The following is a 22,229-nucleotide window of genomic DNA, read 5'->3' on the forward strand; positions in this document are numbered from 1 at the left end:
AGTATGATCTGATTAAAAGTTGTCAATTACAGCAAATATAACACGAAAAAGTAGATAATATCCATCTCAACGAATAAACAGTCTAAATATGTAGTTTCGTTGCCCGTATCTGTTTTTGTTGCGCATACGACAAATGTGACATTTTGTCATGTTTTAGCTTGTTCTTACTGATAAAACATAAACAAATGAACAAAAAGTTCAAAAATAAGTTCATATTTGTTCGTCTTAGTGGGTATACTAGGTATCGTGAGAAAAAGAAATTAAAGACTATGTTAGCCTCATTAATCTGATTTGCTTAAGTCAAGTGACTCGGCGTGTAGATTGCTGCAAAATATAGCAATAAAGCTGTAAAAGTAAAAATTGGGCATAATCAAGAGTCAAAAACAAAAACAAACAACCAAAACTAAAAATTTAATAACTCATAAACAGTAAGGAGGAATGCCTGACGCACGAAATAAACGCGAAAAGCGTAAGTAAATAACGCTACGTTTGCTTTATTTAATCGTAGGCGTCATACAAATAAATTATGCAAGAGGAACAGACACTTATAGAAGCGAAAGAATTAGGGTTACAAAAATTAAGAAAATCACCATTTTGTGACGTGTCACTCAGCGTTAAACCGCACCAAATCGTCGCAATATCAGGCGAACATGGCTCGGGAAAATCAGCCTTACTGCTCGCATTATCTGGTTATATGAAATTCACTAGCGGAACACTTACTATAGTCGACGCTAGTCTTCCACATGATCTTCGTAAATCAAGGCAGTATGTTGGTTTGGGATTATTTAACGGAATTAACGAATTCTACAAAACGCAAACCATAGATGAAGTTTTGATGAGCGAGTTAAAACTTGCATCATCTTCGCCACTATTTCGAGAACAGTATAAAAATGATGTAAAAAATCGCGAAGCATTGCGCCAATATGCGTACAATCTTCTTGCGCAATGGAAAGTATCAGCGCCGCGCGAAACAGCTATAGGAGATTTAACGCCATGCGAGCGCATGCGTTTGGCAATTGCGCTGGCCTTACTCAAGCGACCATGGCTGCTGTTTGTTGACGGAATCGAAGCGGAACTTACTAGTGAACAAAGTGATAGCTTGTTTGCGGATATTCGTGAATATGTTAATAAACACTACTGCTCATGCTTAGTGGGAGTTTTACAAAGCGAACTAGAAAAACGAGCGGATCAAGTAGTGCACATGGTTCCAAATCATCGGTATGACGCTGATAAAAACCAACTTAGTGAGCATAAAGAAAATGGGGATGGTAACAATGCGCGTTAACACTATTGCTCTTGCATTTCGTGAGCTTAATAACGCTATGAAAGGAAAAGCGCGAAAGCTTGTTATTGGAACCGTAGCTTTGATACCGCTCCTATACGGCTCGCTGTATTTATGGGCCTTTACAAATCCGTACAAAACGCTAAATACTGTGCCAGTGGCTGTGGTTGTTGAAGACAATGGCGCTATGATTAACGGCAAAATGCGCAACATTGGAAACGAAATCAAAACTCGTTTAAAGAATCAAAAAGACGGTAGTGAAGGTTTCCAATGGAATTTTGTAAATAGTGCTGAAGCGAATAAGGGTCTTAAAAATGGCAACTATTTTATGGTAGCAACCATTCCAGCTTCCTTCAGTAAGTGCATTGCTTCTGCGCAATACGAAACTCCTACCAAAGCAAAACTGCACGTAAAGTACGATCAAGCAAGCAATATGCTCGCCTCTCAGATCGGGAAAACTGCCTTCCGCACAATGCGAAGTGAAATCAGTGAAGCAATTGCGGAAGAATACTGGGAACACATGTTTGCGAAAGTAAATGCTGCTTCCGATTCTATTGGTGTTGCTGCAAACGGTGCTGGAGCATTGCATGAAGGTTCAAAGTCTTTGCAAGGCGGAATCAATAAGCTAGCAAACGGATCTAATCAACTTTCGCAGTCACTACGAAAATTGCAAGGTGGATTAGGCGAGTTGCAAAAAGGCGCGAATACTCTAACTGAAGCCAATACTCGCAGCAAAGAAGGAGCGAAATACTTAGCACAAAAAACGCAAGATTTAGCAAACGGAGCTCAGCAATTAAGCGAAGGAACACAAAGACTATCGGCGGCAACAAACGAATTCTATGAAGGAGCTCAAAAGCTTGCAGCTTCCAGCAACGAATTAGAAGAACATGTGAAAGCTGGTAACGCGGAAACTAAAACGCAAATTGCCGGTCTTCTTATGCAAGCACAAAACCCAGCAGTAACAAAGGAAGATGTGCTCGCTAATTTGCAAAGCTTGGCAGAAGGATTAGGAGAAAATTCTAATCTTTTGGAAACAAATCTTTCCGCTCTAAGCGCTGGAGCAGACAAGCTTTCTGCAGGAAGTTTGCAAATAAAAGGCGGTGCTGAAGCAATATCCCAAGGTGTTGAAAGCATTAACGCTGGTTCAAATAGGCTGGCTGCGGGTGCAAACAATCTTGCTAACGGACTTGCGCAGGTAAGTAACGGTAGTGAAAATCTTAATAACGGAATTACCAGTGCAGCTCAAGGTTCGGCAAAAATAGTGAACGGATCTGATCAGCTTAATTCTGGTGCTAAGAAGCTATCTGATAACACTCCAAAGCTTGTTGAAGGCGCTAAGAAATTGCATGACGGGCTTAAGGATGCTCAAAAGTCTGGAAAAATCGACAATATTGTGCAAAAAAGTAAGATGATGAGTGCGCCGGTTGCTCTGCAAGAGCACGAGTATTCGCACGTTGAAAACTACGGAACAGGTTTCGCACCTTACTTTATTTCCATCGGCCTTTGGGTTGGCGCTCTTATGGCAACATTCGTTTTGAGAGTTATGGATAGGCGAGCGTTGCTTAACGGCATGAATCCGCTTAAAAGTACGCTTATAAGTCTTACGCCTTTTGTAATCATGGGTGTAGTGCAATCCGTTATTTTGCTAGGCGTAGTTCACGTCGTCCTAGGGTTGCAAATCGACAATATACCTGCGTTCTACGCGTTGGGAATTATTGCAGGAATATCATTCATGGCAATAATGCAGATGATTATGACAGCTTTCCACATACCTGGCAGAATCGTTGCCATTATTCTGCTCATGTTGCAAATAACTAGCTCCGCGGGAACGTTCCCTGTAGAAATGACGCCAACATTCTTCAGAACTGTACACCCGTATCTGCCAATGACATACTCAATTATGGCGTTGCGCCAAGCTATGGCAGGTAAGAACAGTGGAGAAATAGTTTCAGGCATTGGAATGCTTGTGCTTTTCGGCGTGATTGCGATTGCGATAACGAGCATAATAGCGTACAAGAAGCGTACTGTTACTATGTTTGATTTGCATCCAGTAATTACATTGGAGGCATGAGAATACGAAATGAGTAGGGAATAATTACTGTGATTGCTGAAGTTGCTAAAGCTACTGAGGTTACTGAGACTACCATAATATAAAAATTGCAACCGAGTGCTGCTCAAATTTGTACCCAAGTTAAGTATGACTACTTATGATATTGTTCATACTAGCGTAGTTGTTCAGCTAGGTGTACGAGCAGTGCTCGGTTGTGCATAACTATACGACTATATGTGAACCGTAACTTATGGCGTAACTGGTATGGCTAACGCAACTATGCGCAATTATATTAAGCTGCCTAAGGGCTTATATGAGTCACAGAGGGAAAGGACGTGTCAATGACTGCACGATTTACCGACGAATTAAAAAATGAGAATATCGAAACATGGGATGCTGCTATTCATCATCGTTTTGTTAACGAGTTAGTTGAGGGCACTATTCCTGATGCTGTATTAGCTGGATATTTAATTCAAGACTACCGATTTTTAGATAGTTTCTTGGCTCTGCTTGGTGCTGCAGTTACGACAGCAGACACACTTGATTCTCGTCTCGTGTTTTCGAAATATATTGGTGAGGTAGCGGGAGATGAGAATACGTATTTTGTGGATGCGTTTAACGAATTTAATACTCCTGAATCTTTCCGCAATAAAATTCCAGACACTGAAGCAACTTGCGAATTTAAAAAAATGTTTTTAGACGCGGCTCACAGTGGACATTATGCTGCCGTGCTAGCCGTGTTAAACGTTACGGAATGGATATATCTTACGTGGGCATCAAACGCTGAAGGTAAGCGTCCTGAACGCAAGGTTCATTACCAGTGGATCGACCTGCATGATTATGAAGGATTCCACAAGTTTGTAGGGTTCTTGCGTGATGAGTTGGATCGTATTGGTCCTAAGGATGCTGATATTGCTCGAGAATATTTTGCTCGCGCAGTAAAGCTGGAGCGCATATTCTTCGATAATTCGTATGAGACTCCTGCGGAAATCTAACGAACAGCATTCTAACGAATGGACGGAAATCTAACGGATGGAAATCTAACGAAGTAAGCAAGCTGTGAGAATAAAAATAGACCCTACAAGATTTGTAGGGTCTATTTTTGAGAAGATGAGAAACTTTCTTAAATAAGAGAAAACTTCACTATTAATTATATGTTAGAACGTAGACATATAGATTTCTTCAACAGCGTCTTCGCTTATTGGCATATAAGAATGTTTCAAAAGACGTTGCTGCTCCTCAACTACGGACGCAGCCCAGCTTTGAATCATATCCTCGCTCATGCCATATTCGTGAAGCCTATGCTTAGGAAGAATCGTGTTAAGAACTTCGTCAAGCTTGTTTAGTACGTCTGATTTCTGGCATTCTAGAATATTTGCCATGAAGTCAAAAAGCTTAGAAAGCTCAGTGTTTTCTGCGCTACCATTATTTTCAGCGTCGTGCTTAGCATAGTATCGTAAAACGCTTGTAAGAAGCGCAGCATTCGTCTCGCCGTGAGCCACATGGAAAGTGCCACCAAGTGGATAAGCCATTGCGTGTACGCAACCGCAACCAGCGTTACCAAACGCAATACCAGCGTAAAGACTTGCCGAAACCAAGTCGCTCACAACCTGACTTTTCGCACTGCTACCTTCCTTCACAACTCGCATATAACTTTGCAAAATAAGCCCACAAGCTTTGTAACTAAACATTTTTGTAAGCTCAGTTGCAATAGGAGAAAGTGCGGACTCGATTGAGTGCGTAAGAGCGTCAATAGAGCTGGTTGCAAAAACGTAATCCGGCAGGCTCTTCAGCAATTCTGGAATAAGAACAGCATCCGTAGCGTAGCAAGCATCGTTTGCCAAACCCTTCTTAGTGTTGCGCTTAGTGAGCGAGAACACGGCGACGTTTGTAACCTCAGAGCCAGTGCCGCAAGTAGTTGGAACAAGAATAAGATCCGCGCCTTTTTCTGCAGGAATCTTACCGTCAACCAAATCCTCAAGCGGACTTGTTTGCTTCAAAGCGCAAACCTTAGAAATATCCAAAACAGTGCCGCCGCCAATGCCAATCACGCGCTTTGGAGTAGTGTGAATGTCGCTAACAATCGCGTCAACCATTGCGTCGCTCGGCTCGCCTTTGCCGTATTTCTCTTGGAAAATCACGTCGCAATCAAGATTCAAATCGCCAAAATAAGGTTCCCAAATGTACTGGTTAGTAATAACCAAATCGCCCTTGCCAAGCTTAAATTCTTGCGCAAAGTCGCGTGCGTGCTCGAACTTATGAATAGTTGGTTTAATAGAAAGCTGCTTCATCCTAGACTCCTTTGTTTTAATCTGCATGTCTTACGCTAATATGCGCGTTGTGTGCGCGCTTTTGTGCGCGGATGATTAAAAAACCAAGCAACTGCTCCATTATAGAACAGATTGCTTGGTTTAATAAATGCGATCTAGCTTAGGCGATTTCAGCAATTAACTAATCAGCAGGTACTGATCAGCTGATATGAATCAGCTGAAATTAATCACCCCTTCAACAAAGCCGTGTAAGCAGCCATCGTAATGTAATTGTATGGCTGGTTGAAATGAGGCATGAAGAAGATGTCACACAAAGCAAGCTCCTTAATCGTAACCTTCTTCTGAATAGCCAGCGAGAACAGGTGAATTGCGGCAGACATGTCGTAGTTAGAAGCCAACTGGCAACCAACAATAACCTTCGTATCCTTCTTGTAAACGATGCGAATCTTCACCTTTGGATTCTCAACTTCCATAAACGCAGGCTTTTGAGTATCCTCAAAATCAACGTAATCAACGTCCATGCCCTCTTTTTGAGCAGCGGTCAAGCTCAAGCCGGTGCAAACAAGCTTGTAGTCGTAGATCATCATTGCGCTAGAACCTTGCACGCCCTCAGTTTCTACAGGAGTTCCGCAAACGTTGTGGCCTGCAATCAAGCCGCTTCGAACTGCGTTAGTGGCGAGTGCAATGTAGTTTACGCGGTCTCGAGCGTTGTCGTAGATTGTAGCGCAGTCGCCGATTGCGTACACGTCTGGATCGGAAGTTTGCTGCTTTTTATCAACGAGGAAAGCGCCGTTAGCATACTGCTTTAAATGATCCTTGCCAAGCGCAACGTTTGGGTGGAAGCCAATAGCGCAAATCACCATGTCTGCATCGTAAGTGCCTTTGCTTGTTTTAACAGCCTTAACTTCAGTGTCTCCAACAATCTCCTCAACAGCTTGACCAAGCTCAAACTTAATGCCCTTATCTTCCATAATTTGCTTCAAATTGTTAGAAAACTCTGGGTCGAAGTAGCCGTTAAGAATATGGTCTTCCATGTCAATAAGGGTCACGTTTTTACCAAGACGCTCGAAGGCTTCAGCAAGTTCGACGCCAATGTAGCCTCCACCAAGAACCACGACGTTACGGAAATCGCGCTCTTGCAGTTTAGCAATAACAGTTTGTGCATTCTGGAAAAGCTTTACCATTTGCACGTTTTCCAAGTCAATGCCCTTAATGTGAGGCTTGTTTGGAAGGCTGCCGGTAGCGAGAACCAGCTTGTCGTAAGAATCGTGAATAACGGTGCCGTCTTTAAGCTCTACTGTTACTTCTTTCTTTGCGTAATCGATGTCGAGAACTTTACTTTCAAGATTTACCTTAGCGCCTTTTTTAACGAAATCTTCTGGCTTCTGGTAGAACAGTCCGTCGCTGCTTTGAATTTGCTTTCCAATCCACAAAGCCATACCGCAGCCAAGGAAAGAAATATTACTATTCTGATCGTAGATAGTAAGTTCGTTGCCTGGGTAGCTCAAAATGGTGTTAGCGCAGGCAGTGCCGGCATGGTTGGCGCCAATCTGAATGATCTTCGTCATCGGTAATCTCTTTTCGTCGTTGAATATAGTTTAATTTTGTTTATTTCTGTTGAATTCTTCTGAAATTATGGCATGTGCTGTGTTAACTACTTTGTTTAATTTACGCCGCAGCGTGGTGCACATCTAGCGCACAATCTTATTACATGAATGTGAGTCTTACCAATACTGTGTTGAGGTGTGTTGCTTTTGATTGTTGCGCAAGTTGCTATTGTTTAATCTTTGATGTTCTTTACTGTTCTTTACTGTTCTTTACTGTGAAAAATGAATTATGTAGTAGAATCGTGAGGGTTGGATACTGGCATATTCTGATATGTACAGTTTTGTGATGAGTTTTGATAAATGCGAGCTACATGAAGGGGTATTGTGATGCGTATTTTGATTACTGGTTTTACGCCGTTTAATAATGAGTCTATAAATCCGTCGTGGGAAATTGCACAATCAGTGCATGCGCCTGAGGGCGTGGAACTTGTTCGTTTGCAGATTCCTACGGAATTTAACAAAGGTGCGAAAAAAGTTATTGAGAAAATAGAGGAAGTTCAGCCTCATGCCGTGCTTTCATTAGGACAATTTGGTGGTTCTGCTTGTTTTAACGTTGAGTATGTTGGCATTAATTGTAGGGCTGCGCGCATACCAGATAATAGCGGATATAAGCCTTGGTATGAGCCTGTTGTGCAAGATGGTGACGTGGCGTATAAAGCGACTTTGCCAGTTGTGAACATAGTTGACGCTTTAAATCAAGCAAAATTGCCGGCGGCTGTGTCTTTTTCTGCAGGTGCGTACGTATGCAATGACGTGCTTTACAGTGTTTGTCATTATTGCCAGACTAAAAAATTGCCGATTAAGAGCGGTTTCATTCACGTTCCGTATTTGCCTGAGCAAGTTCTTGATAAGCCGAGTATGAGTTCTATGAGTTTAGCTGATATGCTTCGCGGTATTGAAGTTGCGCTGCAAGTAATTGCTGGAGATTGCTAGTAACTAGTATAGGTATTTATATTCTGCTGATTTTTTGAAAGTTTTATAAAAGCATAAGTGGTGTTATATGTGGTGTCAATGGTTGATTGTACTACAATTTGGCAAATTGTATAAAATGATCAAAACAGCCACTTATGGCGAAAGTGTGGTATAAAAGTCTTATGTTTTCTAAACGCGCTGTTACCATTTTTGCGGCTGCTGTCGTAACTGCTTTAGCGCTAGGTACGTTGAGTGCTTGCGAACCGCAGGGTAAAGCTGTGGGAGCTACTGGTCGCGCTGGGGACATAATTCACGATGGTGTGGATATTAACGACATTCATGTGCTTGTAGTTGGTTCTCGTTCTGCAGCGCTTGACACAGAGCTTATGGAACAATGTAAAATGTCAAAATTGAGCGCTTCTTACGTTTCAATATCCAATATTGTTAATCCTAACGAAGCTTCTCAGCAGGCTATTCGCGCGGCAAGTGAACAGCCGGTTTCGATAATACTTATTAACGAACTAGACGTAACAAGTATTGACGAGCCTTATGATTCTAATAATCAACCAAATAAAAAAGAGAATAACAAGCTCAATAAGATTGCGCGCAATAAACAAAACGAAAGCAAAGCATGGATTTCCGCATTACAATACGCGCGCTACGCTGGAGTGCCGGTGGCCTTAATTAATCCTGTAAACGCGCCTAAAGACGCAACTTTATACGCTGCAACATTGCGAATTGGAGATATTTCGAATAGTTTAGCGTCTAACAATCCTGCGTCTAGCAATACCGCGCCAAATAATACCGCAATTAAGCGCGCGTCTTTGCTCAGCATTGTTCGCGCAATAATCGACAATACGCCACACAGTAGGGAAGTGATCATAAATGGTAAGTAGCAAGCAAAACGCAATAGCGTCTACAGAAATCAGCAAAAATAACGCTGTTGCGGCGCTTCCTGAAGTAGAAATTTCTGGATTGAGCGACGAAGAAGTTGCGGAGGCGGTTTCTCGCGGAGACGTGAATATTACTTCTAAGCAGACTTCTCGCTCTTTAATGGATATTGTGCGCGCGAACGTGTTTACATTGTTTAACGCGATTATTTTCACAGCAATGGTGGTCGTGCTTGCAACGGGTTCGTGGAAAGATGCTGTTTTTGGCGCGGTAATTCTGGTGAATACTGGAATTGGCATCGTGACTGAATTAAAAGCAAAGCGTACTTTGGATAGGCTTTCTATATTGATTGCTGCTCGCGCAATGGTGCGTAGAGGTGGAGAAAATATTGAGATTGCGCACAAAGATATTGTGCTTGGTGATGTCTTGTGGCTTAGAGCTGGCGAGCAGGTGCCGGCAGACGTAGAAGTGTTGGAATCGTGGGGATTGGAAATGGACGAGTCCATGCTTACGGGCGAGTCTGCTACAGTTCGAAAAGCCCAAGGTGACGACGTTTATTCTGGATCTACTGCAGTTTCTGGAATGGCTTTAACGCGTGTTACTGCCGTAGGTGAGCACAGTTACGCCGCAAAATTAGCAGCGCAAGCGAAGGTTTATACCAAAACAATTTCCGACTTAAGCCGTGGAATTAATACGATTTTGAAGTATATGACGATGGTTGTGGTGCCTTTATGCGTACTGCTTGTGTGGTCGCAAATGCATAAGGTTGGCGGATTTGTTGAGGCTTGGCAGACTGGTGCTTGGAGAGGAGCTGTTGTTTCTGCTGTTGCAGGCGTTGTTGGTATGATTCCAGAAGGATTGGTTCTTCTTACTTCGCTTAATTTTGCGGTGGCTGCTATGCGACTTGCGCGTAAGCAAACGTTAGTTCAGGAGCTGGAATCTGTAGAAACTTTAGCGCGTGTGGACTGCTTGAATTTGGACAAAACTGGTACTATAACCGACGGTGGTATTGCGTTTGTTGGCGTAGAAAATCTAGATAATAGTAGTACTGAAATATCTTTACAGACCAACTTGCAGACCAACTTGCAGACCAACTTACAAACCAACTTACGAACCAACTTACGAACCAAGCAAGCTTTATTTGATTTATCAAACGAAGAAAATCCAAACGCAACAGGCGTTGCAATTATGCAAGGGCTTGGCGCTCAAGGAGTCGCAGCTAGCGCGCATGTAAATAATCGTCTTCCGTTCTCGTCTGCCAGAAAATGGAGTGCTGTGCAATATGCGCAAAGCAGTGGAGAATATAAAACTTGGTATATGGGTGCTCCGGAAGTATTGCTAAGCGCGATTAATTATGCAAATACTAATGAAATTTTAGAGAAAGTTAATTCTTATGCGGAGCTTGGTGAGCGCGTGCTGCTTCTTGCAAAAGTAAGTAGCGTTTCAGAAATAAATAAAACTTTCGGTGACACACCTACTATTTGCGCCGCTGCTCAGCCTGTTGCTTTGGTTCGCTGCTCTGAGCGTATTCGTGAAGATGCTCGCAAAACACTCGAATGGTTCCGTGAGCAGGGTGTGCGCTGCCGTGTAATTTCGGGAGATAATCCTACAACTGTTGCGGCTGTTGCTGCAAAAGTTGGTTTAACAGGAGATCGCAAGCCTGTTGCAATGGATGCTCGGAAATTGCCAGAAGATATTGACGAATTAGCTAAAGTGCTTGAAAACGTGGACGTACTTGGGCGCGTGCTCCCTCATCAAAAGAAGGCAATTGTTCAGGCGCTTCACGCTCAGGGTCATGTGGTTGCTATGACTGGTGACGGTGTGAACGATACTTTAGCTCTTAAAGAGGCTGATTTGGGCGTTGCTATGGGCAATGCTGCTCCTGCTGCAAAAGCTGTAGCTCAAGTGGTTCTTGTTGATTCGCGCTTCTCACATTTGCCAGATGTTGTGGCTCGTGGTAGGCAAGTGATGGCAAATATGGAACGAGTTGCAGGATTGTTCCTTGTAAAAACTGTGTATTCTGCGCTTATTTCTGCAGGAGTCGTGCTTCTAGCGCTTCACTTCCCGTATTTGCCTCGTCACATTACTTATATTGGTTCTTTAACCATTGGTATTCCAGCATTTTTGCTCGCTCTTGCGCCTAATACTCGTCGATACATTCCAGGCTTCTTGCAGCGTGTAGTTCGTTTTGCTGTTCCTAGCGGATTTGCTATAGCAGTTTCCGTGCTTGCGACTGCTGTTATAGCTCCTCGCGTTTTGGGACTTAATCTCGACAAAGCTGCAGATGACAGTGTAACGGTATCGCGTTTTATTGTTGCAAACGTGCAAGCTTTAGCAACCACTCGCAGTATTTGCTCGGTAATAGTATTCGTGCTCGGCATACTTGTGCTTGCAAGTGTTGCCAAGCCGTTGCGCTCGTGGCGAGGAATTATGGTTGTGCTATTTGCTGCAGCTGGCGTTGCTGGAGCTTTTATACCGTTTACTGCAAAGTTCTTCGAACTCCACGTGCCTACTGCTGGAAGTGCGTTTACTGTAATGCTGGTAGCCGCTATTTTAGCTGTAATATTGTGGCTTGTGTGCGTGAGTTTAGCCAAATTATTGTTTCAGCGACGTCAAAAGTGAAGAATTTAACATGATTTCAATACGCTGAGCGTGTTGAAGAGCGTTAACACATGCTTACAATAGATACGTGTTCAGTATTTTAGAAATGTTTTCAGTTGGAGTTGGTCCAAGTTCTTCGCATACCGTAGGCCCTATGCGTGCAGCTTGTGCGTTCGTTACATCGCTTAAAAAAAGTGGGAATCTTAAGAACGTTGCGCATGTAAAAGTGACGCTTTATGGTTCATTGTCGCTAACTGGGCTTGGTCATGGTACAGATCGTGCGTGTGTGGCTGGTCTCGAGGGCAATCTTCCGGACAATGTGGACACTGAGCATATGCTTACTATTCGAGAAGAGTGTAAAAAAGCTGGTACGTTAACGCTTGCAGGGGACCATACTATTGCTTTTGATTACGATACAGACGTAATTTTTGAAAAGTGGAAGCGCATGGTAGTTCATCCAAACGGTATGCGTTTTGTGGCGACGGATGATGCTGGAAATACGGTAGACGAGCAAGTATGGTACTCAATTGGCGGCGGGTTTATTCGTCAAGGTCGTGCTGATGACGCTATGGTGGGATTGCACGAGCGGGTGACTGAGCAATCAGAAAACGATAATAACGAAAGTAATAACGAAAGTAATAACGAAAGTAATAACGAAAGTAATAACGAAAGTAATAACGAAAGTAATAACGAAAGTAATAACGAAAGTAATAACGAAAGTAATAACGAAAAATCGGCAGACTTTTCGAATCAAATCAAAGATACTACCGTACCGTATCCTTTCACTTCTTGCGACGAACTTATAAATATTTGTCGAGAAAAGCATATGTCAATCAGCGATATCGTGTGGCAAAACGAGTTGGCGCTGCACGAAGGTGACGCAGATTACGTGCGCAACTATTTACTGCACGTGTGGAATGTGATGAGTAAATGTGTGGAAAATGGCTGCAATTCAAAGCAACCGATTCTTCCAGGCGGACTTGATGTGCCTCGTCGTGCGCCTCGTATGTATGAGCGTTTAGCTGCAAATTCGGATATGCTTCGTAATAATCGTCGTCGCGCTGACACCGCTTTGGAAAGTTCCGACTCTGCGTGGGTAAATCTTTTTGCGCTCGCAGTGAGTGAGGAGAATGCTGGCGGCGGGCGTATTGTTACGGCTCCTACAAATGGTTCTGCTGGTATTATTCCCGCGGTTTTGCAATACTATTGGCGTTTTGTTGATGCTGCTAGTGAGGATGGTATTGTACGATTTTTGCTTGCTGCAGGTGCTGTTGGTTACTTGTTCAAGCGCAATGCTTCAATTTCCGGTGCGGAAGTTGGTTGCCAGGGTGAAGTTGGGTCCGCCTGTTCGATGGCTGCAGCTGGATTGTGCGAAGTATTGGGTGGAACACCGGAACAGGTTGAAAATGCGGCAGAAATTGGTATCGAACATCACTTGGGATTGACTTGCGATCCTGTGGGTGGCTTGGTACAAATCCCGTGCATTGAACGTAACGCTATGGCTGCAAATACTGCGATTAACGCTGTCCGCATGGCAATGCTTGGGGATGGTTCGCATATGGTAAGTCTTGATCAGGCAATTAAAACTATGAAAGAAACTGGTCATGACATGATGTCAAAGTATCGCGAAACATCAAAGGGTGGCTTGGCTGTGAACGTTGTTGAATGCTAATTTGCTGAGGTTGTGTAGTTAATTTTTGCTAAGTTATACACAATGTGAATATTGCATGTACATACGTAACGATTCAGTGGTAATCTAGGACAGGTTAATCTAAGAAGTGTTAATCTAAGAAGCGTTGTTGCGAGCATGTTGTCTGATGTGTTCTGTGTAATAAACGCTCGTTTAGTAATGCTAGAGGACTGTGCAAGTCAGCTACGCAGATGTTATACTATTTCGGATTATGTTCTGTGAAGTTTGTAAAGGAGGCAGTATGGCACAGGATATGCCAGAGGTGATTGCAGAATTTGGCACTACGCCAACGGTGACGTTCCCAGCGTCTGAGCCGCCGGCTGGGCTTAAGGTTGTCGAATTAGTAGAGGGCAATGGTCCAGTTGTTCGTGCTGGCGATACGGTTACCGTAAACTACCATGGTGTGGTTTGGGGTGCTGAAAAGCCATTTGATTCAAGTTTTGCGCGCCATACGCCAGCTAGCTTTGGTATTGGTGTTGGCCAGGTAATTCAGGGCTGGGATCGCACGGTTCCGGGTCACAATGTCGGTTCGCGCTTACTTATTTCGATTCCGCCTGAGTATGGTTATGGTTCTCGCGGGGTATCACAAGCTGGTATTGGCGGTGGAGATACTTTAGTATTTGTTGTTGATATTATTGCAACTCGCTGAATGAGGTATGCGCGTGGTTTGAAGTTATCCGCGATCCGCGTGCAAAGACTTTAATTCATGGAGATTGTTAGATAAGGAGGTAGCAATGGCTGAAGAAAAAACTATTCTGCTTACGCAGGAAGCGTATGACAAGCTGAAGGAAGAGCTAGAGCATCGCGAAGGTGAGTATCGCGAAGAAATTACGGAACGTATTGCTGCGGCTCGTGCTGAAGGTGATTTGTCTGAAAACGGTGGTTATCAGGCAGCCCGTGAGGAGCAAGGTAAGAATGAGGGTCGCATTAACGAACTCATTGTGAAATTGCGTAACGCTAAGATTCTTGAAGCTCCAAAAGCTGGCACTGTCGGTAATGGTTCCTTGGTCACAGTAGAGCTTGCTGGACGTGAAATGACGTATGTACTTGGTTCTCGCGATATTGCGGTAGCTACTGAGTATGATGTTATTAGTCCGGAGTCTCCAATTGGTGCGGCTATTATGGGTGCGCACGCTGGTGATACGGTGAGCTATGCGGCTCCTAATGGTCGTGAGATTTCAGTAACTATCAAGGATTCTCATCCGCTTGCTTAGTTTGATTTGTTGCAGCTGAGTGCGATGCGTAATTGAATTTTGCGTCGTATGCGGTGATAAGATTTTCTCCCCGTTTGTTGATTTGTAAAACGAACGGGGAGAATCTTTTTTTTTGGGGGGGGGGGTGGATTGGGGTTGAATGTAAGTTTATTAATGGTATTTGTTGCAGGTTTTGATTTATAAGGTATTTATATAGTGTGTTGGTTGGGTAGTGTTGGCTGGGTGGTGTTGGTTGTATAACGCCGGTTGGGTTATCTTTTGGTTTGGGTGGTGCTTAAACCGTGCTAAATTAGACGTTTGATTAAATGCTGACTCGAATTATAGCTTGCGTAACACGGTAACAACTTTCCCCATAATAGTTGCATGTGATCCGTCGATAGGAGAGTATGCGGGATTGTGAGGAATGAGCCACACATGGCCGTTATCGTTACGGAATGTTTTTACTGTAGCCTCGTTATCAAGTAATGCTGCAACAATATCTCCGTTTATTGCTTCGTGTTGTTCTCGGACTACAACATAATCGCCATCGCAGATTGCTGCGTCAATCATTGAATCTCCATGAACTTCGAGCATAAACAAGTTACCGGTACCTGTAAGGCGCTCTGGCAATCGCATGACATCTTCTATATGTTGTTCTGCTGTAATAGGTGTACCCGCTGCAATTCGACCTACTAAAGGAACATCATGTGAATTTATTACAGCATCAGTTTCATGAAGACTAACATCCACTGCTTGCGAATAGTTCTGAGAAGTATTGCTTGCGTTTTTTGCAACAGGAACAGTGTCATTAATGATTTCAATAGCGCGTCCCTTGTTTGCGCTTATCCGTAGAATCCCTTTTTCTTCAAGCGCTCGTAACTGATGTTTTACTGACGAAGGACTGCGTAAACCAACAGCTTCGCCTATTTCGCGGAATGATGGCGGAAAACCATGAAGGGCAAGGCTGTTTTGAATAGCGTCAATAATGTTTCGTTGTCGTTCAGTAAGTGACGAGGCGTCATTTTTAACAACGTTATTGCTGTTATTGCTGCTATCAGTGTGCTCGTTATTCATGGTGCTCCTTTCCATAATTTATATTTTAGCGCAATTTTTCAAAAAATCAAACATCTGTTCGACACGCCGTTGCAACTGTCGAACAGATGTGCCATGATTAATACATCTGTTCGATAGAACAAATGTTCACTAGATTTGTTTACTGGATTGAGAATGGAAGGAAGGACAGCAATGAACGTGTTGTTACAAAACAGTTATCGTACGAGGATCAATGTGCATCGTCAGACGTCTCGCGCAACAACGCGTAGTCGACGTGTTATGTCTAAAAGTAGACGTGCTACTGTGCTATTTCGCATTTTTGTATTATTTACAGCTGCGTTTGTACTGTACACACTTATGATACCGAGAATCGCAGTATCTGCAATTCCTGAAAAGTTCGTAACATATACTGTTCGTCCAGGGGATACTCTGTGGAATTATGCCACATCAATCACGCCTAAAAACGGTAATGTTTCAGATAGCGTTGATAAGTTAGTGGCATTAAACCATCTTTCATCTGAAGATTTGCAAATTGGACAGTCTATTAATGTTCCGGTTATAAATGTTCAATAATTCATTGGGCAGTATAAGGTATGGGGGAAATATGAGAAGGACAAATATTGTTAATACATATGTCATGTCATTGTATGAGCAAAAATCTGTTGGAAAAGGAGTAATACATGAATGTGATAGCATGTATGAAATTTACACCTATCCAGATGGCTTCTACTATATTGCTTGTAATCAGTGTCTTGAGACTGACAGTTCACCATTGTTTGTTGATGATTTACTAGGCCATATGCAATGTGATGATATTGAAGACAGTGATATTAATCGCATTTGCATTATCTGTTAGTGAAAATCATGTGGTGAATCATGACGTATTACAGTAGAGTATTTTGTGTAAAGAGCAGAAGTTCGTATAATATTCTGAATTATTAGAATAAAGTAAATTTATTATGTCGTATTTCCGGAATCTTTAGTATGCTGGGTTATATGCATTGTCCTTTTTGTAAAAATCCTGATACTAAGGTTATAGATACGCGCATTAGTGAAGATGGTTATTCTATTCGTCGTAGGCGTGAATGCCAGGTGTGCGGGAATCGCTTTACTACCGTAGAAACGACCCAGTTGCTAGTTATGAAACGTTCGGGATCTGTTGAACCTTTCGATCGTGCAAAGGTAGTAGCTGGTGTAAGTAAAGCCTGTCAAGGACGTCCTATTGATGCTGAAGCACTAAAAACTATAGGCATGAGGGTAGAAGCAGATTTACGCGCACGAGGATTAGCTCAAGTAACATCTGAAGAAGTCGGTAAGGCTATCCTTAAGCCACTTCGCGAACTAGATGAGGTTGCATATCTTCGTTTTGCAAGCGTATATCAGAACTTCGCAGGACTAGAAGATTTTGAGCATGCAATTGAAGATTTAAAGCGAAGCAAATCAGAAGAACAATAAATCAAAATTATTGTGACATCGAACTTTCTGATTTGCGGCGTCCTTTCAATTGTTATTGAAAGGACGCCGCAGCTTTAACGGTTTTGATACTGTTATCAAAAACCTACTGTTCAAAATTCGCGTCGTCGGAAGTACGGATAATAAACAATTGTTGTGTTGGACGTGTCATAGCGACATAAAGATTAGCTGCTGCAGCAAGTCTTGATGCTGCTTCCTGTTCAATCTGCGAAGGCTGTAATACGATTACTGCGTCGTATTCCAACCCTTTCACATCTTCCGCTGTACAAACACTGCATTGTTTATCGTCCTCGTTTTGCTCATCAAGATGACGCATTATATGTTCCGGTAATGAATTGCGCAACGCATTATTCACCACGTCTTGCGTGTGTTTAATCATTTCACAAGGAGCGATAACCACTATACGACCACTACCGTCATCGGAAACAAACTTTTGGAACAAGGTTATGCACGATTGAGCAAGCTCAGTATCAAGATTTTCGTCAGATTCTACAATTTTTGTTACCAAAGATCCAGGCACCGATCGCACCGCATTAACTGTAGAAATATATAATCCTGAATCTGTGGCAACCTTGCTTGCAGCTTCGGAGACTTCTCGAGGATTACGATAATTAATCGTCAGTTCGTAAAGATCCCAATTTGGCTCGCCAAATAGAGTATTCATATTTTTCTGCCAACGGTGAGTACCACCTAAAGCAGAAGTTTGTGCAACGTCACCGACGATAGTAAAAGAACGTGAAGGACAACGACGCATGAGCATACGCCAATCCATAGCGGTAAGTTCCTGAGCCTCATCGACAACTACGTGACCATACGTCCACTCTCGGTCAGATGCAGCTTTGCGAGCGAGCAATCCAGCATCATCACCCTGCAAGTTATCGAGGAGCATATCTGCCGTCACTATGCCATTACCGATACCAGCTTGCGCAAGAGTATCAGAAGCAAACTGTTGTTCCTCAAGTTTCTTAGCTCGTGCCGATGCTCGTTGCGCGTCGAGTTTTGGATCTGGGCCAAGCAACTCCATAGCTTCATCGAGTAGAGGTATATCCGAACGTGTAAGAGGACTGCCCTTTGGTCTTACAAGAGCTGCGATGTCGTCTTCGCTGAGCCAAGGAGCATAAGTTCGCAACTGATCCGGCTTAGAGAACAGCTGATCAATAAGCCATTCGCCAGTCATAGGAAGCCAAGCAAGATTAAGCGTAATGCGAAGTTTATCATCTAAACGAAGCTGCGAAGTTATGTCGTTTAATTCAGCTTGGTCAGGATTGTAATCAAGCTGCTGCAAGTAACGGTTTTTTAAGATACTCAGTACAGTTTTTACAAAAGTATTGCGAGCTTGATTGTGTGGCTGATGTGTACGTTGAGCATCAGACTGCGCAATCTGAATGTCCTCTTTAAGAAGAGGAATACTGAATCCTCCAATATGTAATGTTGGAAGATTCTTAGGCACTCGAATACGTCCTGAAATCGCGTGTGCAATAACAGTGTGCATGCGATACATTCCTTTGAGTTTTGCCACATAAGCGGAATCCTCAGAGGTAGCGTGAACGTCTGGAATTAAATCAGCAATAGTACGACTCACCACTCCCGTTTCACCCAAGGAAGGAAGCACTTGATCAATATAACGCAAAAATGCCGAACTTGGTCCAACAATAAGCACACCGGAGCGTTCAAGCTTTCGGCGATGCGTATACAACAAGTAGGCAGCACGATGTAAGGCTACAGCAGTTTTTCCTGTTCCAGGTCCACCTTGTACCACAATCGTGTGGTCAAGCGGTGCTCGAATAATGCGATCCTGCTCAGCCTGAATAGTGGCCACAATATCAGTCATTTTTCCAGTACGACGAGATCCCAAAGAAGCAAGTAAAGCACCTTCGCCAGTAAGAGTACCCTGTTGAGATGCTTTTCCTACTTCCTCAGAGTGAATATCAAGAATCTCATCTTCAATGCCGACAACATCGCGGAAACGGAGGGTAATATGACGGCGCATAACAATATCGCCATGATGTGAAGGAGTTGCCTCATAAAAAGGTCGAGCTGCCTCTGCACGCCAATCAGTAAGAATAGGATCGTGGTTTTCACTCAACAAGCCAATACGCCCAATGTAGCGGCGAGTGCCTTCAGTATTATCGAGTCTTCCAAAAACAAGACGATCTTCGACAGCACGTAATTGCGTAAGACGATCCTCGTACATGGTTGCAAAAGAGTCGCGTTCTGTTCGCTGAGTAGGAGAACCATGTGATCCAGCCGCTCTCACAGCATCTAAACGCGTACGAATAGTGGTACGCAAGTCATCAAGACGACCGTAAGCGCGGTCCACAGCCTGCTGTTCTTCGCTAAGTTGTGAGGAATAGGTAGACATACGCATCCATTCTTCGTAAAGTACTGTTGCCAAAATAAGGCATTTAAGTATATCGCGGGGGTAATACACGCGAGTATTTCGTGTTGCATGGAATGAGTGTTTGCTGGGCATCAGTCGATTATTGACTGTGTAATTATAGTGGCTATTAAAATTTGTGAAAGAGGTTATAAACTTATGTTTATAAGTGTTGATTTTGAATTATAACGAGATACAATTTCTACGATGTATGGCATTAAACGATGAGGTCGTGATCTTCTGCGTTTGCTGCTAAGCAGTAATTATAAATAGCTGTGGTCGTCGCTGTTGACGACGGTAAGCTCACAATACAGAAAGGTAGTTCATGATGAAGAAACTTATTCTTGATTTGGACACAGGTGTTGACGATACATTAGCGATTTCCTACGCATTAGGCAGTCCAGAGGTTGAGCTTATAGGTATCACAGGAACCTATGGCAATGTTCTTATGGAACAGGGCGTCCGTAATGCGCTCGCCATCACTGAGTTGTTTGGACACCCGGAAGTAAAAGTGTACCGTGGCCTTCCTCACGCAAGCACTAAAGATTCGTTTGAAGTATTGCCAATCTCCGCGTTCATTCATGGCGATAATGGTATTGGTGATGTGGTAATTCCAGATTCAAAGCGTGAAGCTGAATCTAAGACTGCTGTCGATTTCATCATTGATGCTGTAAAAACCTACGGCAAGGATCTCATTTATGTTCCAACTGGTCCTATGACCAACATTGCTGCAGCGTTGAAGAAAGCTCCGGAAATTAAGGATGAAATCGGTAAGATTGTGCTTATGGGTGGCGCACTTACAATTCATGGCAACGTGAATGCGTGGACTGAGGCAAATATTTCTCAAGATCCAGATGCTGCTAATGAGCTTTTCCGTTCAGGTGCCCCAGTGACAATGATTGGTTTGGACGTTACATTGCAAACATTGCTCACATACAAAGAAACCCAGCAATGGCGCGATCTTGGCACTAAAGCCGGTAAATTCTTGGCTGATATGACAGACTTCTACATTAAGGCTTATGAGACTACTGCTCCTCACCTTGGCGGTTGTGGTTTGCATGATCCGTTGGCCGTTGCAGTTGCTGTTGATCCAACGTTGGTCACTACGTTGCCTATTAACATGCAAGTGGATGTGGAAGGTCCAACGCGCGGACGTACCATCGGTGATGTCACTCGTTTGAACGATCCAGTTAAGACTATGCAGGTGGCTGTTGGTGTAGATGTGAAGCGTTTCTTGAGTGAATTCATGACTCGTATTTCAGGTTTGGCAAAAATTGCCGGCTAAAAGTCACCAATATTTTCAAAATAGAAAATAAATTATAAATAAATTAATTCAATTGATTGGATTATTATGACTGAAAATGCAACATCTCTAGCAGTGGACCCATATGAGGATCCCAAAACTCGTGATAAAGTAGCGATTTATTCGCTAATTTTGCTGCTTGTCACATTCATTCTCGGCACATTGTGCTTGCAAGGCTTTAACCTAGTTTTTAATCAGATTGGTGCCGCCGTTGGTGCTCCTGAACAAGCCTCACTTATTACCAGTCTTCCGATTATTGTGCTTGGCATTGTGTGCTTTATTTATGGTTCGCTTGGCGACTTCGTGTCGCTTCGCAGGCTTATAACCATCGGTTTGGTAACGTTATTTGTTGGTTCATTATTTGGATTTATTGCCAACTTCTATTTCACTCCAAACTTGTGGACTGTTATTGTTGCTCGTATTCTGCAAACTGCGGGTGAACAGGTAGCAGGTTCATCTTTCTTAGTTATTGCAACTAAGTATTTGCGCAATGATTTGAAGGTTATCTTCTTCGGTCTCTTTACGGCTGCCTACCAGCTTTCGGCATCTATCGGTGTGTTTGCCGCAGGTATTTTAAGTTCTATCGCTTGGCAGTACCTGTTCTTGATTCCTGCTATCACCATCGTGTTCTTGCCTGTGCTTGTTAAGTGCTTGCCTACAAAGAATGGTATTGGTGGAAAGATAGATAAGCTCGGCTTCACCGTATTCGGTATTGCCGTAACACTTCTTACGCTGTTCTTCTCCTACAAGGCCTGGGGATTGTTGCTTGGTTCCATTGTGCTTTTCGTTTTGTTCGCTTTCTACATTATGAAGGCAAAGAACCCGTTCGTAACTCCTGCATTCTTTAAGAATAAGCGTTGGCTTTCCGGCATCGTATTGATCTTCATCTTCTATTTCACAAACTACTGCATGCCTCCTATCTACAATGTTATTGGTGGAGCTTTGTATCACATGACCACTAATCAGGTTTCGTCCTATCTTGTGTGGGCGTTCGTGTGCGCTGCAGTCTTTGGTGTATTCTCCGGTACGATTATTAGCCATATTGGTCGCAAAGCCGGTATTATTACAGCAGCATTCTTGATGATTGTTGGCTGGGTTGGTGCAGCTTTGCTTATCAACACTGATTTTATGTCGCTTACTATTTGCGCTTGCATCTACTATGCAGGATGCGGTTTGATGTACTCGCCAATCGTTTCAACGGTACTTTCTGCTCTTCCAGTTGAAGAATCTGGTCGTGGCTGTGGTATGAACGATTTGATTATGAACGTTACCGCTTCTATTGGTATTTCTATTTTCAGCGGTTTCTTTGGAGGAGATTTATTCAAAGGATTCTCCTTCAACGGTCTTAGTGGACAGGCGGCAGGTTATTCCAATTTGCTTATGATGGGTGCTGCAGTAGCCATCATTGGTTTAGTTGTTTACTTGGTTCGCAGCTGCTTTATTTCCGAAAAGAAGGAACTTACTGAAGAATAGTTTAAATAGGCTAATAAGTAAGTAAAAATAAGAGTAGGCGGTCGTACAAAATAC

At 43.1% G+C, this 22,229-nt stretch carries 17 protein-coding genes; 13 read left to right on the top strand and 4 right to left on the bottom strand.

Going from position 1 to position 22,229, the window contains the following annotated elements:
* Nucleotides 1-526 precede the first annotated feature (526 nt).
* The 3 genes from HXT56_RS01800 (at nt 527) to HXT56_RS01810 (ending at nt 4,327) form a co-directional block, all read left to right on the top strand.
* A complete protein-coding gene (locus HXT56_RS01800) occupies nt 527-1,285 on the top strand; it encodes an ATP-binding cassette domain-containing protein (protein ID WP_421778281.1) in 759 nt (252 codons plus the stop codon).
* The gene (locus HXT56_RS01805) at nt 1,275-3,353 is read left to right on the top strand and encodes a YhgE/Pip family protein (protein WP_421778522.1); all 2,079 of its coding nucleotides are present in this window, start codon (nt 1,275-1,277) and stop codon (nt 3,351-3,353) included. The genes HXT56_RS01800 and HXT56_RS01805 overlap by 11 nt, the downstream gene beginning before the upstream one ends.
* Nucleotides 3,354-3,673: 320 nt before the next feature.
* Nucleotides 3,674-4,327, top strand: a complete 654-nt coding sequence (locus HXT56_RS01810) for a TenA family protein (protein ID WP_421778282.1) — start codon at nt 3,674-3,676, stop codon at nt 4,325-4,327.
* A gap of 162 nt (nt 4,328-4,489) precedes the next feature.
* Here HXT56_RS01810 and HXT56_RS01815 read toward each other — a convergent pair whose 3' ends face one another.
* Nucleotides 4,490-5,623, bottom strand: a complete 1,134-nt coding sequence (locus tag HXT56_RS01815) for a 4-hydroxybutyrate dehydrogenase (protein WP_421778283.1) — start codon at nt 5,621-5,623, stop codon at nt 4,490-4,492.
* Between the two features lie 206 nt (nt 5,624-5,829).
* Nucleotides 5,830-7,170 carry a H2O-forming NADH oxidase gene (gene nox / locus HXT56_RS01820; protein WP_421778284.1) on the bottom strand — a complete coding sequence of 447 codons (1,341 nt, stop codon included), beginning with the start codon at nt 7,168-7,170 and terminating at the stop codon, nt 5,830-5,832.
* Nucleotides 7,171-7,536: 366 nt separating this feature from the next.
* Between nox and HXT56_RS01825 the strand changes: the two genes are divergently transcribed.
* The 6 genes from HXT56_RS01825 (at nt 7,537) to HXT56_RS01850 (ending at nt 14,517) form a co-directional block, all read left to right on the top strand.
* A complete protein-coding gene (locus HXT56_RS01825; RefSeq protein WP_421778285.1) occupies nt 7,537-8,142 on the top strand; it encodes a pyroglutamyl-peptidase I in 606 nt (201 codons plus the stop codon).
* A gap of 134 nt (nt 8,143-8,276) precedes the next feature.
* Nucleotides 8,277-9,017 carry a hypothetical protein gene (locus HXT56_RS01830; protein WP_421778286.1) on the top strand — a complete coding sequence of 247 codons (741 nt, stop codon included), beginning with the start codon at nt 8,277-8,279 and terminating at the stop codon, nt 9,015-9,017.
* Complete coding sequence (locus HXT56_RS01835) at nt 9,007-11,634, top strand: HAD-IC family P-type ATPase (protein WP_421778287.1); 2,628 nt, start codon at nt 9,007-9,009, stop codon at nt 11,632-11,634. Before HXT56_RS01830 ends, HXT56_RS01835 begins: the two co-directional genes overlap by 11 nt.
* A gap of 85 nt (nt 11,635-11,719) precedes the next feature.
* Nucleotides 11,720-13,285, top strand: a complete 1,566-nt coding sequence (locus HXT56_RS01840; protein WP_421778288.1) for an L-serine ammonia-lyase — start codon at nt 11,720-11,722, stop codon at nt 13,283-13,285.
* 259 nt (nt 13,286-13,544) lie between these two features.
* Nucleotides 13,545-13,952 carry an FKBP-type peptidyl-prolyl cis-trans isomerase gene (locus HXT56_RS01845; RefSeq protein WP_421778289.1) on the top strand — a complete coding sequence of 136 codons (408 nt, stop codon included), beginning with the start codon at nt 13,545-13,547 and terminating at the stop codon, nt 13,950-13,952.
* Between the two features lie 85 nt (nt 13,953-14,037).
* Nucleotides 14,038-14,517: a GreA/GreB family elongation factor gene (locus HXT56_RS01850; protein ID WP_116711572.1), complete on the top strand. Its 480-nt coding sequence runs from the start codon at nt 14,038-14,040 to the stop codon at nt 14,515-14,517.
* A gap of 318 nt (nt 14,518-14,835) precedes the next feature.
* On the opposite strand, the gene lexA is transcribed toward HXT56_RS01850, so the two are convergent.
* A complete protein-coding gene (gene lexA, locus HXT56_RS01855) occupies nt 14,836-15,570 on the bottom strand; it encodes a transcriptional repressor LexA (protein ID WP_421778290.1) in 735 nt (244 codons plus the stop codon).
* A 171-nt stretch (nt 15,571-15,741) separates the two neighbouring features.
* Between lexA and HXT56_RS01860 the strand changes: the two genes are divergently transcribed.
* Together HXT56_RS01860 and nrdR are read left to right on the top strand one after the other, a co-directional pair.
* Nucleotides 15,742-16,122, top strand: a complete 381-nt coding sequence (locus HXT56_RS01860) for a LysM peptidoglycan-binding domain-containing protein (protein WP_421778291.1) — start codon at nt 15,742-15,744, stop codon at nt 16,120-16,122.
* A 423-nt stretch (nt 16,123-16,545) separates the two neighbouring features.
* A complete protein-coding gene (gene nrdR, locus HXT56_RS01865) occupies nt 16,546-17,004 on the top strand; it encodes a transcriptional regulator NrdR (RefSeq protein WP_116712022.1) in 459 nt (152 codons plus the stop codon).
* A 103-nt stretch (nt 17,005-17,107) separates the two neighbouring features.
* On the opposite strand, the gene HXT56_RS01870 is transcribed toward nrdR, so the two are convergent.
* Entirely contained in the window at nt 17,108-19,384 is a 2,277-nt protein-coding gene (locus HXT56_RS01870) for a HelD family protein (protein ID WP_421778292.1), read from the bottom strand.
* Nucleotides 19,385-19,727: 343 nt separating this feature from the next.
* Between HXT56_RS01870 and HXT56_RS01875 the strand changes: the two genes are divergently transcribed.
* Nucleotides 19,728-20,684 carry a nucleoside hydrolase gene (locus HXT56_RS01875; protein WP_421778523.1) on the top strand — a complete coding sequence of 319 codons (957 nt, stop codon included), beginning with the start codon at nt 19,728-19,730 and terminating at the stop codon, nt 20,682-20,684.
* 66 nt (nt 20,685-20,750) lie between these two features.
* A complete protein-coding gene (locus HXT56_RS01880) occupies nt 20,751-22,175 on the top strand; it encodes an MFS transporter (RefSeq protein WP_116711575.1) in 1,425 nt (474 codons plus the stop codon).
* Nucleotides 22,176-22,229 lie beyond the last annotated feature (54 nt).

The sequence above is a fragment of the Gardnerella nova genome, from assembly GCF_049244055.1.
GTDB lineage: Bacteria > Actinomycetota > Actinomycetes > Actinomycetales > Bifidobacteriaceae > Bifidobacterium > Bifidobacterium vaginale_H.